General features: G+C 75.8%; 16 protein-coding genes. 7 read left to right on the forward strand and 9 right to left on the reverse strand.

Annotated features, from left to right (window positions below; genetic code table 11):
* The first annotated feature begins 219 nt into the window (after positions 1-219).
* From CHB98_RS08640 to CHB98_RS08650, 3 genes are all read left to right on the forward strand, one after another.
* A complete protein-coding gene (locus tag CHB98_RS08640) occupies positions 220-735 on the forward strand; it encodes a single-stranded DNA-binding protein (protein ID WP_089305164.1) in 516 nt (171 codons plus the stop codon).
* Positions 736-840: 105 nt separating this feature from the next.
* A complete protein-coding gene (ettA, locus tag CHB98_RS08645) occupies positions 841-2,511 on the forward strand; it encodes an energy-dependent translational throttle protein EttA (protein WP_089305165.1) in 1,671 nt (556 codons plus the stop codon).
* 181 nt (positions 2,512-2,692) lie between these two features.
* A complete protein-coding gene (locus tag CHB98_RS08650; protein WP_218822297.1) occupies positions 2,693-3,109 on the forward strand; it encodes an acyl-CoA thioesterase in 417 nt (138 codons plus the stop codon).
* A 13-nt stretch (positions 3,110-3,122) separates the two neighbouring features.
* Here CHB98_RS08650 and CHB98_RS08655 read toward each other — a convergent pair whose 3' ends face one another.
* The 5 genes from CHB98_RS08655 to CHB98_RS08675 all read right to left on the reverse strand — a co-directional run bounded on the left by CHB98_RS08655 (position 3,123) and on the right by CHB98_RS08675 (position 6,145).
* A complete protein-coding gene (locus CHB98_RS08655) occupies positions 3,123-3,563 on the reverse strand; it encodes a YccF domain-containing protein (protein ID WP_089305166.1) in 441 nt (146 codons plus the stop codon).
* 100 nt (positions 3,564-3,663) lie between these two features.
* On the reverse strand, positions 3,664-4,200 hold the full coding sequence (locus CHB98_RS08660; protein ID WP_089305167.1) for an MOSC domain-containing protein: 537 nt from the start codon (positions 4,198-4,200) through the stop codon (positions 3,664-3,666).
* Positions 4,200-4,826: a CbiQ family ECF transporter T component gene (locus CHB98_RS08665; RefSeq protein WP_089305300.1), complete on the reverse strand. Its 627-nt coding sequence runs from the start codon at positions 4,824-4,826 to the stop codon at positions 4,200-4,202. The genes CHB98_RS08660 and CHB98_RS08665 overlap by 1 nt, the downstream gene beginning before the upstream one ends.
* Positions 4,826-5,560, reverse strand: coding sequence for an energy-coupling factor ABC transporter ATP-binding protein (locus CHB98_RS08670; protein ID WP_089305168.1), 735 nt, complete (start codon positions 5,558-5,560; stop codon positions 4,826-4,828). The genes CHB98_RS08665 and CHB98_RS08670 overlap by 1 nt, the downstream gene beginning before the upstream one ends.
* An 18-nt stretch (positions 5,561-5,578) precedes the next feature.
* Positions 5,579-6,145 (reverse strand): biotin transporter BioY, encoded by a 567-nt coding sequence (locus CHB98_RS08675; RefSeq protein WP_089305169.1) that lies wholly within the window; start codon positions 6,143-6,145, stop codon positions 5,579-5,581.
* Positions 6,146-6,697: 552 nt separating this feature from the next.
* Between CHB98_RS08675 and CHB98_RS08680 the strand changes: the two genes are divergently transcribed.
* Complete coding sequence (locus tag CHB98_RS08680) at positions 6,698-7,066, forward strand: hypothetical protein (RefSeq protein WP_089305170.1); 369 nt, start codon at positions 6,698-6,700, stop codon at positions 7,064-7,066.
* A gap of 42 nt (positions 7,067-7,108) precedes the next feature.
* Here CHB98_RS08680 and CHB98_RS08685 read toward each other — a convergent pair whose 3' ends face one another.
* The 4 genes from CHB98_RS08685 to CHB98_RS08700 form a co-directional block, all read right to left on the reverse strand.
* Positions 7,109-8,638 carry an ATP-binding cassette domain-containing protein gene (locus CHB98_RS08685; RefSeq protein ID WP_089305171.1) on the reverse strand — a complete coding sequence of 510 codons (1,530 nt, stop codon included), beginning with the start codon at positions 8,636-8,638 and terminating at the stop codon, positions 7,109-7,111.
* Between the two features lie 193 nt (positions 8,639-8,831).
* Positions 8,832-9,257 carry a globin gene (locus tag CHB98_RS08690; protein WP_089305172.1) on the reverse strand — a complete coding sequence of 142 codons (426 nt, stop codon included), beginning with the start codon at positions 9,255-9,257 and terminating at the stop codon, positions 8,832-8,834.
* Complete coding sequence (locus tag CHB98_RS08695) at positions 9,254-10,651, reverse strand: MFS transporter (RefSeq protein ID WP_245821021.1); 1,398 nt, start codon at positions 10,649-10,651, stop codon at positions 9,254-9,256. The genes CHB98_RS08690 and CHB98_RS08695 overlap by 4 nt, the downstream gene beginning before the upstream one ends.
* A 145-nt stretch (positions 10,652-10,796) precedes the next feature.
* A complete protein-coding gene (locus tag CHB98_RS08700; RefSeq protein WP_089305302.1) occupies positions 10,797-12,863 on the reverse strand; it encodes a prolyl oligopeptidase family serine peptidase in 2,067 nt (688 codons plus the stop codon).
* A 145-nt stretch (positions 12,864-13,008) separates the two neighbouring features.
* Between CHB98_RS08700 and CHB98_RS08705 the strand changes: the two genes are divergently transcribed.
* From CHB98_RS08705 to CHB98_RS08715, 3 genes are all read left to right on the forward strand, one after another.
* Positions 13,009-13,608, forward strand: a complete 600-nt coding sequence (locus CHB98_RS08705) for an HNH endonuclease (protein ID WP_245821022.1) — start codon at positions 13,009-13,011, stop codon at positions 13,606-13,608.
* Positions 13,609-13,867: 259 nt separating this feature from the next.
* Positions 13,868-15,004 carry a hypothetical protein gene (locus CHB98_RS08710; protein WP_089305173.1) on the forward strand — a complete coding sequence of 379 codons (1,137 nt, stop codon included), beginning with the start codon at positions 13,868-13,870 and terminating at the stop codon, positions 15,002-15,004.
* Complete coding sequence (locus CHB98_RS08715) at positions 14,992-15,669, forward strand: class F sortase (protein ID WP_089305174.1); 678 nt, start codon at positions 14,992-14,994, stop codon at positions 15,667-15,669. The genes CHB98_RS08710 and CHB98_RS08715 overlap by 13 nt, the downstream gene beginning before the upstream one ends.
* Positions 15,670-15,674 lie beyond the last annotated feature (5 nt).

A 15,674-nucleotide genomic window follows, 5' to 3' on the forward strand; every position in this document is an offset into this window, starting at 1 on the left:
ACCCCGGCGGTGCCGGCCCGGGCGGCGTGCGGCAGTGGTCGTCACGCGCGCCGGCCCAGCGCGGGGCCGTGACGGTCCCGCCCGCCGTGTCCACAGGGGCCGGCGCCGTCCACAGATCGCCGTCCCGGCGTCGGTGCCCGGCCGCGGCGGCCCAGGGTCTCGGTGCACCGGCACAGCGCCGGTCGCCGCCGGTCCGGCGGTCAGCCCCTGAGGAGCACCGTGAACGACACCCACGTCACCGTCGTCGGCAACGTCGCCGACTCCCCCCGCCGCGTCAGCCTGGAGAACGGCGCGGTCACCAACTTCCGCCTCGCCTCGACCGCGCGCCGCTTCGACAGCCAGACCCGGGAGTTCGTCGACTCCGGCACGTTCTGGGTCGACGTCGAGTGCTGGAACGACCTGTCCGGCAACGTGTCCGGCAGCGTCAGCAAGGGCGACCCGGTCATCGTCTCGGGCACCTTGACCACGCACAGCTGGGAGGGGGAGAACGGCCGCCGCAGCACGCCGCGGATCCGTGCCCTCGCCGTCGGCCACAACCTGGCGCGCGGCACCGGGGTGTTCCGGCGCAGCCGGTCGGGGCGGCCGGTCGCCGCCGAGGACGCGGTGCCCGCGCCGGCCCGGGCCGGGGACGACGCCGACGAGGGCCTGGTCCCCGGCCGGGACTACGAGACCGCCCCGGAGGCGTTGCACCCGGCGGACACCCACGACCTCGCCACGGAACCCGTGCACGCCTAGCCGCGCGGGCTGGGAGGATCGGAGGGGAGAACGCACACGGGGGCGGGCCGGCACCCCGGCCGGCCCGCCCACCACTCGCGAACCGACGGAAGGCCCCGAAGCCCAGTGGCTCAGTACATCTACTCGATGGTGCGTGCGCGCAAGGCGCACGGCGACAAGGTGATCCTGGACGACGTCACCCTGGCGTTCCTGCCCGGCGCCAAGATCGGCGTCGTCGGCCCGAACGGCGCCGGCAAGTCCACCGTCCTCCAGATCATGGCCGGCCTGCAGCAGCCCTCCAACGGCGACGTGGTGCTGGCGCCGGACGCCACGGTCGGCATCCTGCTGCAGGAGCCGCCGCTCAACGAGGGGCTCGACGTCCGCGGCAACGTCGAGGAGGCCGTCAAGCCGCTGCGCGACGCGCTGACCCGCTTCGAGGAGGTCAGCGCGGCGATGGGCGAGCCGGACGCCGACTTCGACTCGCTGCTGGCCGAGCAGGGCGAGCTCATGGAGGTCATCGAGAACGCCGACGGCTGGGAGCTCGACGCCCGCATCGAGCAGGCCATGGACGCCCTGCGCTGCCCGCCCGGCGACGCCGACGTCACCGTCCTGTCCGGTGGCGAGCGCCGCCGGGTGGCGCTGTGCCGGCTGCTCCTGGAGGCACCGGACCTGCTGCTGCTCGACGAGCCCACCAACCACCTGGACGCCGAGAGCGTCGCGTGGCTGGAGCAGCACCTGGAGAAGTACGCCGGCACCGTCGTCGCCGTCACCCACGACCGGTACTTCCTCGACAACGTCGCCGAGTGGATCCTCGAGCTCGACCGCGGCCGCGCCTACCCCTACGAGGGCAACTACTCCACCTACCTGGAGACCAAGGCCACCCGGCTCAAGGTCGAGGGCGCCAAGGACGTCAAGCGGCAGAAGCGCCTCAAGGACGAGCTGGAGTGGGTCCGTTCCGGCGCCAAGGCGCGGCAGGCCAAGAGCAAGGCCCGGCTGGCCCGCTACGAGGAGATGGCGGCCGAGGCGGACAAGTTCCGCAAGCTGGACTTCGAGGAGATCCAGATCCCGCCGGGCCCGCGCCTGGGCAGCGTCGTGGTCGAGACCAACGACCTGACCAAGGGCTTCGGCGACCGGGTGCTCATCGACGACCTCTCCTTCACGCTGCCGCGCAACGGCATCGTCGGGGTCGTCGGCCCCAACGGTGCCGGCAAGACCACGCTGTTCAAGATGCTGGTCGGCGAGGAGAAGCCGGACGACGGCGAGATCAAGGTCGGCGAGACCGTCAAGGTGGCCTACGTCGAGCAGAACCGGGCCGGCATCGACCCCCAGAAGACGCTGTGGGACGTCGTGTCCGACGGCCTGGACCACATCAAGGTCGGCAACGTCGAGATGCCCTCGCGGGCCTACGTCGCCGCGTTCGGGTTCAAGGGCCCCGACCAGCAGAAGAAGGCCGGGGTGCTGTCCGGCGGTGAGCGCAACCGCCTCAACCTCGCGCTCACCCTGAAGCAGGGCGGCAACCTGCTGCTCCTCGACGAGCCGACGAACGACCTGGACGTCGAGACGCTGTCCAGCCTGGAGAACGCGCTGCTGGACTTCCCCGGCTGCGCCGTCGTGGTCAGCCACGACCGCTGGTTCCTCGACCGGGTGGCCACCCACATCCTCGCCTACGAGGGTGAGTCGCGGTGGTTCTGGTTCGAGGGCAACTTCGCCGACTACGAGAAGAACAAGGCCGAGCGGCTCGGCCCGGAGGCGCTCCGTCCCCACCGCGCGACCTACCGCAAGCTCACCCGCGACTGAGGGAGGACCCCGCTGCCCCCCACGCCTCGCCCGCTCGGCGCGGGACCCTGCAGCGGGGCCGCTCCAGCACGTCACCAAGGGGCCGTTCCGGCCCGTCACCCGGCCGGCCGGAGCACCCGCTCCGGCCGGCCGTCGGCATCCGGGGCCGACCGGTGGACGGCGGTGCGGCAGGGTGTCCGGCGTGCGGCACACGGTGGCAGTCCCCATGCGCTGGTCGGACATGGACGCCTACGGCCACGTGAACAACGTGGTCTTCCTCGGCTACTTCGAGACCGCCCGCGTCGACCTGTTCTTCGACCGGGCCTCGCTGGAGGAGCAGACCGGCCTGCGCCGGGGGACCGTCGTCGCGGCCCACGACGTCCGCTACCGGCTGCCGGTCGTGTACTCCCGCGACCCGCTGGAGGTGCAGATGTGGGTGTCGGAGGTCCGCGCCGCCGCCTTCACCTGCCACTACGAGCTGTTCGACCACGGGCGCCTGGCGGTGACCGGCAGCACCCTGCTGGTGCCCTTCGACTTCGCCATCGACCGGCCGCGCCGGCTCACCCCGGACGAGCGGGCCTTCCTCGCCCGCTACGCCGACGAGCCGCCCCCCGGCTGACCCGGGACCGCGCTCAGCGCACCGCCGCCGCGCGCACCACGCCGCTGCCGGCGTGCCGCCAGTCCCGCGGCGGGGCCGTCTCCACGACCCGCTTGCCCAGCGGGAACAGGCCGACCGCGGCCAGCTTGAACGAGGCGATGCCGAACGGGATGCCGATGACCGTCAGGCAGAAGCCGATGCCGGCGACCACGTGGACCAGCGCCAGCCACCACCCGGCCACCAGGAACCACAGCACGTTGCCCAGGGCCGAGGCCACCCCGGCACCGGGTGCGGGCACCGTCGTCCGGCCGAAGGGCCACACCACGAAGCCGGCCAGCCGGAAGGCCGCGATCCCGAAGGGGATGGTGACCACCAGCAGGCAGGCGATCAGCCCGGCGAGGGCGTAGGCGAGGGCCAGCAGCCAGCCCTGCAGGACCAGCCACACCAGGTTGAGCACCGTCCGGAGTCCGTCCACACCTGTTCCACGGACCTGGGAACGGCTCGGTTCCCCGGCCCTCGCACGCTGCCCACCACGGTGGGCAGCGGGCCGGAGCGCCGGTGGGGACGGGGAGCGGTCAGGCGGGGACGATGCGCGGCACCGGGCGGTCGGCGCCGGTGGGCGCACCCCGCCGCGCGGCCTCCTCCTCGGGGACCGCCCGCACCGCCGCGCCCTCGGTGACGACCGCGCCGGCGAAGACCGCCGCGTTGATCCCGCCCCGGTGCACCATCGCCTTGACCAGCCGGGCGCCGGTCAGCCGCTCGAGGTGGGTGCACGGCGGGCAGCGCTTCACGCCGAACAGCAGCGCGTCCCCGACGGCGAACCAGCGGCCCACCAGCGACGGCAGGCCCACGCCCGTGGTCACCAGGTTCCGCCGGGTGTCGCCCGGGCCCAGCGGCACGCCCACCTCCGCCGCGACGGCGGCCACGTCGGCCCGGTCGATGAGGGTGACCTGCTTCTCCAGATCCGGGTAGGCCGCCCAGGTGCCGCCGCCCAGCGCGTAGCGGTCACCCTCCAGCCCCACCCCGGCGACCAGCCGCGCCGAGGGCACCCGCCGCATCGGCGCCGCCGCGGCCGACGTCAGCCAGATCCCGGTCAGCACGCCGTCGTCCATCACGCCCTCCTCGGCCGGCGCACCGGCACGTCGTCCGCACCCCGGGCGTCCAGCGCCTCGCCGAGCGTGTGCGCCAGCTGCAGCACCTGCACCAGCAGCGGGACCAGCAGGCCCAGCCGCACCCCGGACGCCCCGCGGGCGGCCTGCGCCTCGCGGATCCGCGCGGCCCGCTCGGCGACGACGGGGATGAACCGCAGCGTCATCGCCACCAGTAAGCCCACCCGCGCGGGGCGCACGCCGACCACCTCCAGCGGCCGCAGCAGCCACTCCACCACGGCCACCAGCTCGGTCACCCGGGTGGTCGCCGTGACCACCGCCGCGGCCAGCACCAGGGCGAGCAGCCGCAGCACCGCCACCGTCCCGGTCAGCGCGTCGGTCACCAGCAGGTGGAAGCCGAACAGGCCGGCCAGCAGCAGCCACACCGGCCGCACCTGCGCCCACAGGGCCCCGGCCGGCAGCCGGCCCAGGAGCAGGCCGGTCGCCAGCACCGCGGCCAGCGCGGCGAGGACCACCTCGATCCGGGGGACGGCGAACAGCCCCGTGCCGAGGGCGGCGAGCCCGGCGAGCTTCAGCCCGGCCCGCGCGCGGTGCACCGGGCTGGTGCCCGGCCGGTACAGCGACAGCATCAGCCGCACCGGGCCACGTACCAGGGCACCGTCTCGGCCGGCGTCCCGTCGGCGGCCACCCGACCGTCCTCGAAGACCAGCACCCGGTCGAAGCCGGCCAGCAGCTCCAGGTGGTGGGTGACCACGACGACGTCCTGCTCCAGGCCGTCGACGACCCGCGCGACCCGGCGGGTGTTGCGCAGGTCCAGCAGCGTGGTCGGCTCGTCGAAGACCACCCGCTGCGGCGCCATGACCAGCACGCCGGCGATCGCCAGCAGCTGCTTCTGCCCGCCGGACAGCAGGTGGGCGGGGTGGTCGCGGTGCCCGTCGAGGCCGTAGGCGACCAGCACCTCGTCGACCCGCCGGGCGATCTCGCCGGCCGGCACGCCCTGGTTGGTCAGCCCGAACGCGACGTCCTCGGCGACCGTGGGGTGCACGATCTGCGCGTCGGGGTCCTGGAAGACGAAACCGACCCGCCGGCGCACCTCGCGGGCCTGCGTGCGGGTGTCCAGCCCGTCGACCAGCACGGTGCCCGCGGTGGGCACCACCAGCCCGTTGAGCAACCGGGCGAACGTGCTCTTGCCCGACCCGTTGGCCCCGATGACCCCGATCCGCGACTCGGTCAGCGTCAGCGAGACCCCTGTCAGCACGGTCCGGTCGCCGTAGGCGTGAGTGACCTCGCGCAGCTCGACGTCGGTCCGGGGGAGGGGCGGCGCCGTCCCCGCCGCACCGGCGCCGGGCCGTCCCCACCGCATGCCCGCGACCGCCCGGTCTCAGCCGGCGGTCGCGCGCCGCGTCGGCAGCTCGATCACCGGGTAGGCGCGGCGCACCGCCACGGCGACCACCGAGGCGGCCACGGCCTTGACGACGTCCCCGGGGACGAACGCCAGCGCACCGACGGCCGACGCCGACAGCGGGATGTCGGCGTAGAGGCTGGTGAACGGGATGCCGATCGCGTAGATCACCGCGATGCCGCCGATCAGGTTGGCGACCAGGGCCCAGGCGAGGTTGTACCGCCGCCAGAACCGCTCGGTCAGCCAACCGATGACGAACGCGGCGACCGGCCAGCTATAGAGGTAGCCGGCCGTCGGCCCGACGAAGACACCCAGGCCCCCGGCGCCGCTGGCCAGCAGCGGGACCCCCAGCGCCACGACGGTCAGGAAGAGCAGCAGCGCCAGCGCGCCGCGCCGGGCGCCGAGCACCGAGCCGGCCAGCATCACGCCGAGCGTCTGCGCGGTGATCGGCACGGGGATGCCCGGCACGGGGACCGGCGGGAACTGGCCCAGGACGGCCACGATGGCCGCGAAGAGCGCCACGTAGGCGAGGTCCCTGGTCTTCACGACGATCTCCTCCCGGGCCGCCCGCGCGGCCCCCGGCGGAAGGTACCCGAGCGCCGCGGCCGAGCCGCCCGGCGGGCGATCGCGGCAGGCGGCCGGGCGCCGCCGGATCCGATCGCCGAGGGTGCCTGCCCGCTCACCTGCAGAGACGCCCGCCGGTTTGCCGGGCCCTGGTGGGCCGTGTTGTCTGGGGTGGCAAGCCCCTCGGCGAAGGCGGACGAAGGCATGGCATCCGGGTGGTGGGCGTCGCTGTGGCAGTGGGGTCGACCCGCACCGCGCGCCGTCCCCCCGGAGCGGTCGCACGGCGCGGGCCGCTCACCCCGGGGCGGGTCCCGGCCCTCGGGGCCGGAGCCGGCCGACGTGCCGGCCGCCGTCGACGAGGGGGTCGCGCACCGCGCTCCGGCCGGTGGAACGCGCGCCGGGGCGGCAGCGACGCCGCCCGGGGACACCGCGCACCTGCAGGCGTCCGGCCCGTCCGGCCGACCCGGGTCGCCCCCCGACCCGGACCGCAGCACCCCGCTGCGTCTTCCCCTCGAGACGACAGGAGCCCCACCCGTGGCACAGCTCGACAACGTCATCGCCGACCTGCTCGCGATCGAGGGCGCCAACGGCGCCGCGATCGTCGACATCGACAGCGGCATGGCCCTCGCGGCCGGCGGCACCCCGGGCTTCGACCTCAACGTCGCGGCCGCCGGGAACTCGAACGTGGTGCGCGCCAAGCTGCGCACCATCACCGACCTGGAGCTCAAGGACGAGATCGAGGACGTCCTCATCACGCTGCAGAGCCAGTACCACCTGATCAACGTGCTCAAGGGCCAGGGCAACTCCGGCCTGTTCATCTACCTCGTGCTCAACCGGGTGACCGCCAACCTGGCGCTGGCCCGGCACAAGCTGCGCGCCGTGGCGGCCACCGTCAGCGTGTGAGACCGCGGCGGTGCCGTCCGGCCGCGCGCCGGACGGCACCGCTCAGGCGACGGTGGCGGCCTCGACGATCCGGTCCCGGACGGCGTCCACGGCGAGTTCCCGGGTGTCGATCCACCGGGCGACCCGGCCGCCGGACACGATGCCCACGCGGTCGCAGCACTCGGCCAGCTCGTCGGGGTCCACCGACACCACGACGACCGACGTCCCGTGGGCGGTCGCCTCGTCGAGCAGCTGGCGGACCTGCTGGCGGGACCGCACGTCCAGGCCGCGGGTGGGCTCGTGCAGCACGACGACGTCCTGCGCCGAGGCCATCCAGCGGGCCAGCGCCAGCTTGTGCTGGTCGCCCCCGGACAGCGCGCCGAAGACGGTGCGGATGCTCAGCGTCTTGACGTCCAGCCGGTGCACCGTGCGGATCACCCCGCGCAGCGAGGCGATCTCGCGGCGCAGGTCGCTCAGCGCTCCCCACGGCTCCTGGGTGAGCGTGCGGGCGATCGTCTCCCCGGGGTCGACCCCGTCCGCGTCGTCGTCGGGGTGGTAGGCGGGCAGCCGCAGGGCCTCCCCGGCCGCCGGGCCGAGCGTGCGGTGCTCGCCGTGCAGCACGACCTCGCCGGTGACCGCCGGCAGCTCCCCGGACAGCGCCCCGGCGATCTCGCGGACGCCGGAGGAGCGGTGCCCGGTCAGCCCGACCACCTCGCCGTGGCGCAGCAGCAGGTCGACCCCCTCGACCCGGCCGGGCACCCGCAGGTTGCGGACCCGCAGGGCCACGTCGTCGGCGGGGGCCGGCCAGGTCGAGGCGCGCACCGGGACGTCGTCGGGCGCGGACCGCGCCAGGGTGGCCGCCACCCGGGGGGCCGGCAGCGACACCGGCTCGCCCATCGTCTCCGCGGCCAGCCGGACCGGGTCCAGGCAGTCCGCGGGGCTGTCCAGGGCGATGACGCCGTCGCGCAGCACCAGCACCCGGTCGACCACCTCGAGCATCTCGGGCAGCCGGTGGCTGATGTAGAGCACGCCGCGGCCCTGCCGGCTCAGCCGGCCGGCGACGGCGTGCAACCGGGTGACCTCCAGGGGCAGCAGCGCCGCCGACACCTCGTCGAGCACCACGAACCGGGTGTCCTCGGCGAGCACCCGCGCGGTCTCCACCAGGCCGTGCACGAAGTACGGCAGGTCCCCGACCCGGGTGTCCGGGTCCACGTCGAGGCCGACCTCGGCGAGCAGCACCCCCGCCTGCCGGCGCAGCTCCGGCTGGGGCCGCCCGGACTGCGAGGTGCCGCGGACCACGGCCTGGGCGACGGTGAGCCCGGGGTCGATGCGGACCTGCTGCTGGACGACGTCGACGCCCAGCAGGCGCGCGTCGGCGGCGGACAGCGGCGCGTAGGGGTGGCCGGAGAGCGTCATCTGGCCGGAGTCGGCCGCGGTGACGCCGGCGAGGATGTCGCCGAGGGTGGACTTGCCGGCCCCGTTGCTGCCGACGAGCCCGACGATCTCGCCCCCGTCGATCCCGAAGGAGACGTCGCGGAGGACGCGCCGTCCCCCGAAGGACTTCGTCAGCCGCTCGACCTGCAGCAACGCCATGGGTGGGCGGGCCTCCCCAGAGAGGGCCCCGACCACAGAAGGGAGGGCCGCGGTGTCACTGTCCTCGCAACGCTGCGTTACGGGTCCGATGCTACTAGCCCGCGGGGCCGGCGCCTCCCGGAGCCGCCGGGCGGCGGCCCCGTCCAGAGGCTCGCCGTGAGCTCACGAGCGGTGAGGAGGGCGGGGTCCTCCGTCAGGCGATGGACAGGCCGCCGGGCGCGTCGTCCGGCCAGCGGTTCTGCATGCTGCGCGCGGCCATCTCCATGTACCCCCAGAGCGTGGCGTCCTGCTCGGGGGTCAGCTCCAGGGAGTCGACGGCCGCGCGCATGTTCCGCAGCCACGCGTCGCGCTCGGCCGGGCCGATGGCGAACGGCGCGTGCCGCATGCGCAGCCGGGGGTGCCCGCGGGCGTCGGAGTAGGTGGTCGGGCCGCCCCAGTACTGCTCCAGGAAGGTGCGCAGCCGGGCCTCCGCACCCGCCCAGTCGTCCTGCGGGTACAGCGGCGCGAGCACCGGGTCGCGGCGGACCCCCGCGTAGAAGTGGGCCACGAGCCGGGCGAACGTCGGTGCGCCGCCGACCTCCTGGTAGAAGGTCCGCGCCGACGGCAGGGATCGGCTCATGCCCCCGATCGTCCCGCAGGAGGCGGGGCTGCTGCCACGTGACCCTGGGTACGGACGTAGCCGAGCAGCGGCGAGGCGACGGCGAGCAGCCCCAGGGCGCCCGCGGCGGCGACCACGACGCCGGTGGGGACGCCCTCCGCCGCGGCCCCGGCGGCGAGCACGCCGATGCCCTGGACGCCGTAGAGCCCGCTGACCGCCACCCCGAAGGCGCGCCCGCGGTAGGCCGACGGCACCGCCTGCACGAAGGCCACGTTGAGCGGGATGGTCCACGCCGCGCCGAGGCCGGCGACGAACAGCAGCGCCACCACCGCGGCGTAGGCGCCCTGGCCCGGCGCGCCCCAGACGGTGACCAGCCCGGCGAGCACGACCGGGACCAGCGAGAGCACCACCAGGGCCGGTACCAGCTGCTCGCGGCGCTGCTGGGTGAGGGCCCGCGCGATCAGCAGCCCGCCCACGGTCACCCCCGCCGGGTTGGCCGCCAGCAGGACGCCGATCTGCGCCGGGCCCTGGCCGAGCTGGGCGACCAGCGGCGCGGCGACCCCCTCGGGTGCGGTGCCGAACAGGGTGCCCACCCAGGTGACGGCGATGATCGCCCGCAGCCGCGGGGTCCGGCCGATCAGCCGCAGGCCCTCGGTGGCGTCCCGCCGCATCGACCGCGGCCCCGTGGCGTCACCGCCGTCGTCCGGGGCCGGGCGGCGGGCCAGCCGGGCCCACAGCCACACCGCCGAGACCGCGAAGGTGGCCGCGTCGACCAGCAGCGCCGCGGACGGGTCGAACACCGCGACCAGCGCGCCGCCCAGCACGAAGCCGAGGACCTGCGCCACCTGCGAGCTCACGTTGGTCAGGGACGTGGCCAGGGCGTACCGGTCGCCGTCGAGCACGTCGGCCATGAGTGCGGAGCGGGCGGACTCGAACGGCGGCCCGCACAGGGCCACGACGAGCAGCAGCCCCAGCAGCACCGGCAGCGGGGTGCCCGGCAGTGCCATGCCCGCGACCAGCACCGCCCGGGCCACGTCGGTGGCGATGAGCACCCGGTGCCGGGGGAACCGGTCGGCCAGGGTGGACAGCAGCGGCCCGCCGAGCAGCCACGGCAGGTAGCTGATCGCGAAGGTGATCGCCGACAGCAGCGGGGAGTCGGTGCGCTGGAAGACCAGCACGGTCAGCGCGACGCGAGCCAGCTCGTCGCCGATGGTCGACAGCAGGTAGGTGCCGAACAGCGGGCGGAACTCGGCGGCGGCGAACAGCCCGCGGAAGGTCGCCGGCCGGGGGGCCGCGCCGGTCGGGCGTCCCCCGGCCGGCGCGCTGCCGTTCAGCGGGCCCCTGCCGCGGCGCCCGCCGTGGTGCGCAGCGGCAGCGGCCGCCCCGTCCGCGACCGTGCGGGCACCGGCCCGCACGGCCGGTGGTCCGCGCGGCCGGATGGCGGGCCGGTCCCGTCGTGGGCGGCTCTCATCACGGAGCGTGAGGCGTTCATCACCTCGATACTGTCAGGTGCAGGAAGGCCGCGACAGGGTCGGTCTCCGCCGTGCCGCCCACAGCACCTCAGCCCAGGCCGGTGTGCGCGGCGAGGAAGGCCAGCTGGTCGGCGGCCAGGGCCACGGTGCGGCTGACCGCCCGGGCGCCGTGGCCGACCGAGGTCTCCCGCCGCAGCAGCACCGGGGCGCCGGAGGACGTGGCGTGCTGCAGCGCCGCGGCCAGCTTGCGGGCGTGCAGCGGGTCGACCCGCGTGTCGGACTCGAAGGTCGTGAACAGCACCGCGGGGTAGGCGGTGCCCTCGACGACCCGGTGGTAGGGCGAGTAGCCCAGCAGCCAGCCCAGCTCGACCGGGTCGTCAGCGGTGCCGTACTCGTCGTTCCAGGTACGGCCCAGGCCGAAGCGCTCGTAGCGGACCATGTCCAGCAGCGGCGCGCTGCACACGACGGCGGCGGCGAGGTCCGGGCGCTGGGTGAGCGTCGCCCCGACCAGCAGCCCGCCGTTGGACCCGCCCATCACCGCCAGCTGCGCGGGCGTCGTCCAGCCCTCGGCGACGAGGTGCTCGCCGGCGGCGGCGAAGTCGTCGAAGACGTTCTGCTTGCGCTCGCGCATCCCGGCGCGGTGCCACTCCTCGCCGTGCTCGGAGCCGCCGCGCAGGTTGGCCACCGCCCACACCCCGCCGGCGGCCACCCAGGCCAGCGCCTGGGCCGAGTAGCCGGGGGTGAGCGCGACGTTGAACCCGCCGTAGCCGTAGAGGACGGTGGGGCGGGGCCGGCCGGGGACGCCGTCGGAGGACAGCACGAACAGGTGCACCGGCGTCCCGTCGGCCGAGGTCGCGTGCGTCTCCACCACGCGCAGCGCCGGCACCTCGCCGGCCACCGGGGCCTGCTCCCAGGTGGTCAGGGCGGCCGGGTCGGCGGCGTCCCAGCGCAGCACCGACGGCGGGGTGGCGTGGTCGGTGAAGCCGACCCACGCGGTGCCGCCGCCCTCCGGCGGGGCGCTGACGCCGGAGACGCTGCCCGGCGGGAGGGCGCTCACCTCGGCCACCCGGCCCGAGCCGTCCGCGGCCCACACCGACAGCCGGTCGGTGGCGTCGACCGAGTGCACGGCGAGCACCAGCAGCCCGCCGTCCGGGCCGTCGACGAGGGCCACGTCGGTCAGCACGCCGCCGGCCTGCTCCGGGACGACGTCCCGCCAGGCCCCCGGCGCCCAGGTGGCCGGGTCGGCCGGGTCGGCCACGGCCAGCCGCCAGCGGGGCGTGCCGCGGTCGCTCATCAGCCACAGCCGGCCGTCGCGGGCCACCCAGGCCGCGGTCTGCGCGTCGACGCCGACCTGCAGCTCGCGCAGCGTGCCGTCCCCGCCCAGGTCGGCCAGCCAGACGTCGTCGCGCGGCGCGGTGCCGGCCGAGGCCGAGACGCTCAGCCAGCGGCCGTCCCGGCTGGTGCGCACCCCGTAGTAGTTGGTGAGGTCCAGCCCCTCCCCGTGCACCAGGACGTCGCCGTCGGGGTCGGAACCGACCCGGTGGCGCCACACCCGGCGGTGGAACTGCTCCTCGCCGACGGGGACGGCGTCCGGGGCCAGCCGGCGCACGTAGAACAGCTCCTCGCCGCCGGGCAGCCAGGCGACGGGGGAGTAGCGGCAGCGGTCCACCGGGCCGTCGAGCTGCTCGCCGGTGGCGACGTCCAGGACGTACAGCCGCGACTCCTCGTCCCCGCCGGTGGACACCTGGTAGGCTAGTCGGTCGCCCTCCCAGGACGGCGACCACGCGTCGAGGGTCGTGGTGCCGGCGGGGTCCACGGCCATCGGGTCGACCAGCACGCGGGTGCTGCCGTCGGGCTCCCGGACCCGCAGGACGGCGTGCTCCTGGCCGGGGTCGCGGCGGGTGGAGAAGGCCCGCCCGCCCCGCCAGACCGGGACGCCGACGGCGCCGGCGTGCACCAGCTCGGCCAGCCGCGCGGCGAGGCGGTCGCGCAGCGGCAGGGCGGCCAGCGCCCCGGCGGTCAGCTCGTCCTGGGCGGCGGTCCAGGACGCCGTCCGCGGGTCGGCGGGGTCCTCCAGCCAGCGGTAGGGGTCGGCGACGGCGTGTCCGTGCAGGTGCTCGACCAGGTCGAGCCGCTCGGCGGAGGGGTGGCGCACGCGGCCCACGGTAGTGACGCCGCGGGGGTCTCCCGGACACCCGTGACGGATCCCGGGAGCGCCCGGGCGCGATCGCAGGTCAGAATGGGGGCGCCCACGGGTCGCACTGCACCCGGCGCGCGGCCCCGGGCGCCGGAGGTGCCCCGTGCCGCGACCCGCCCACGGGTCGCCCGCAGGCCAGCCAGGTCCGCGGCGCGACCCCCGTCCGAGCCCTGCCGTCACGGCGCGCACCACCGCCGCCGCGACCCTGCTGCTCAACGCCACCTACGAGCCATTGTGCGTCGTCTCCAGCCGGCGCGCGATCGTCCTCGTGCTCGCCGACAAGGCGGTCTCGGTGCACAGCGCGGCCGAGGAGGTGCACGCCGAGACGCTGTCCCTGCCGGTGCCGGTGGTGGTGCGCCTGACCCGCTACGTGCGCGTGCCGTACCCGGCCCAGGTCCCGCTGTCGCGGCGCGCGGTGTTCCATCGCGACGCCTCCACCTGCGTCTACTGCGGCGGCTCGGCCACCAGCATCGACCACGTCGTCCCGCGCAGCCGCGGGGGCACGCACACCTGGGACAACGTGGTCGCCGCCTGCCGCCGGTGCAACCACACCAAGGCCGACCGGTCGCTCGCCGAGCTCGGCTGGAAGCTGCCGCACCCGCCGCGGACGCCGAGCGGCGCGGCCTGGCGGCTGCTGGGCGCCCGGGCCGTCGACCCGCGCTGGCGGGAGTGGCTGGGGATGCCGGAGAGCGTGTCGGCCTGACGACCCGCCCGCCTGCCCCGGCAGACGGTGACGAGGCGGCTGCTCGTCTCTCGTGCACACCCGACAACCGAGCGGCCTCGGACCGGTCGGCGTCTGACAGGTCCTGACGAGCGGGATCGCCCCACCCGGCGCGCCGGTCGCTCCGCGTCCCGTCCGTCCCAGCCGGCGCTCCGGCTACCCAGCAGAACGATGTCGTCACGTTACGTTCCGTCTGCAGCCAGCGCCGCTGGGGCGCTGCGGTCGCCGGAAGGTGTCCCCCATGTCCCGCACCACCACGTCCCGCCGGCCGCGGGTGCAGCGTCTCGCACTCGCCGGCATCGGCGGCGCGGTCCTGCTCGTCGGCATCGCGTCCCCCGCCGCCGCGGCCGACGTCGTCATCTCCCTGGAGCCCGCCGAGGTCGGGCTGATCGCCGTCCCGGTCGAGAACTTCCCCGACATGGACCCCATGGCCGACCCCATGAGCGACCCCATGGCGGTCGACCCCGTCCCCGTCGACGCGGAGTTCGGTGACACCCTCACCGTCGAGCTGCCGGACGTCCTCGACGCCTCCGGGGCCGTGGTGGAGCTGATCGTCGACGTCGACGGCGACGGCGCGCCGGACGGCACGTACTCCTCGGCGCCGTCGGGGACCGAGCTCCCGCTGACCGTGGACCCGGTGGACGGCGACACCGTCGAGGTCGTCCTGCCCGCGGGCACCGGCACGGCGACCGCGGCTCTCTCGCTCGAGCCGGTCGTGACCACCCTCGGGGCCGGGTTCACCTTCATCGACCCGGTCGAGTACGTGCTCACCCTCGGCGACACCGCGCTCGACGAGGTGACCCTGGAGCCCGTCCTGCTCGCGGCCTCCGCGGTGCTCTGCGCCGACCCCGCCGCCTGCACCGTGACCGCCGGGTCGACCGTCACCGTCGACCTGACCGACGGGTCGCTGCTGCGCGAGCTCGGCATCACCGACCTGTCCGGCGTGCAGGTCGCCGCGCAGGCGGTCGACGCCGACGGTCTCCCGGTCGGCGAGCCCGTCCTCCTGACCGCCGAGGTCGCCGGCTCGACGGCGACCGTCGCCATCCCGGCCGACCAGCCGGCCGGCACCTACGCGCTCGCGGTCGTGCAGGAGACCCCCACGGGCTACGTCTCGGTCGTCGCCGCCGAGCTGACCGTGACCGAGCCCGTGGCCGCGCCGGCCCCGGCCCCGGCCGAGCCCACCGAGGAGGTCGAGGAGACCACGGTCAACGCCGGGCTGCGCTCCAACACCGGCGTCGAGGCCGTGCCGACCGGGTCCACCGGCACCGTCGCCGCCGTCGCCGGCGCCGGGCTGCTGGCCGCCGCCGGCGTGGGCGGCGTCGCCGTCGCCCGCTCCCGTCGCCGCCCGGCGGCCGAGAGCGGCACGTGCGCCGACTGACCGGCGCGAGCCCGCTGGCCGGCGCCGTCACCGGTGTCGCCGCCGTCGGGCTCGCCGGGGCCGCGCTGCTCGCCATCGGCCTGTCCGGTGGCGAGCAGCCGGCCGCGGCCACCGGGTCCCCGGACCCGGTGGCCGCGGTCACCGCGGCCCCGCCGCCGGCCGAGGAGGCCCAGCCCACGCTGCCGCCCGAGGGGGTCGCCCTGCCGACGCCGTCCTCGGACGTGCACGTGCTGATCCCCGCCCTCGACCTGGACCTGCCGCTGCTTCCGCACGAGCCGCGCAACGGGGCGATCAACCCGCCGACGCTGACCGCCGCCTACTGGCTCGACCCGTACGGCGACCCGGTCGGCACCGCCGCGCAGGCGGACAACACGCTCTACCTGGCCGCCCACTCCACGGGCACGGGGGAGTACGGGTTCGACCCGCTGATGGAGGCCGACGGCGGCGGCAGCACCCTGGCCGCCGGCGACGTCATCGAGGTCAGCACCCCGGAGGGGACCGTCGACTACACCGTCGAGCGCACGGAGCGGTACGCCAAGGGGGAGCTGGCCGGGGCCACCGAGGTGTGGGAGAAGGCGCCGGGGCGGCTGGTGCTCATCACCTGCTTCCAGCGCGGCGGCGGCCGGGCCTCCACCGAGAACCTCGTGGTCTTCGCCGAGGCCTGAGCGGC

It is taken from the genome of Geodermatophilus pulveris (assembly GCF_900188375.1).
Classification (GTDB): Bacteria; Actinomycetota; Actinomycetes; order Mycobacteriales; family Geodermatophilaceae; genus Geodermatophilus; species Geodermatophilus pulveris.

Excerpts from the sequence above, each read along its gene's own strand:
- CHB98_RS08660 (WP_089305167.1), bottom strand. The coding sequence starts at position 4,200 with ATGGACGACGGCGTGCTGACCGGGATCTGGCTGACGTCGGCCGCGGCG.
- CHB98_RS08665 (WP_089305300.1), bottom strand. The coding sequence starts at position 4,826 with ATGCTGTCGCTGTACCGGCCGGGCACCAGCCCGGTGCACCGCGCGCGG.
- CHB98_RS08670 (WP_089305168.1), bottom strand. The coding sequence starts at position 5,560 with ATGCGGTGGGGACGGCCCGGCGCCGGTGCGGCGGGGACGGCGCCGCCC.
- CHB98_RS08685 (WP_089305171.1), bottom strand. The coding sequence starts at position 8,638 with ATGGCGTTGCTGCAGGTCGAGCGGCTGACGAAGTCCTTCGGGGGACGG.
- CHB98_RS08690 (WP_089305172.1), bottom strand. The coding sequence starts at position 9,257 with ATGAGCCGATCCCTGCCGTCGGCGCGGACCTTCTACCAGGAGGTCGGC.
- CHB98_RS08710 (WP_089305173.1), top strand. The coding sequence starts at position 13,868 with ATGTCCCGCACCACCACGTCCCGCCGGCCGCGGGTGCAGCGTCTCGCA.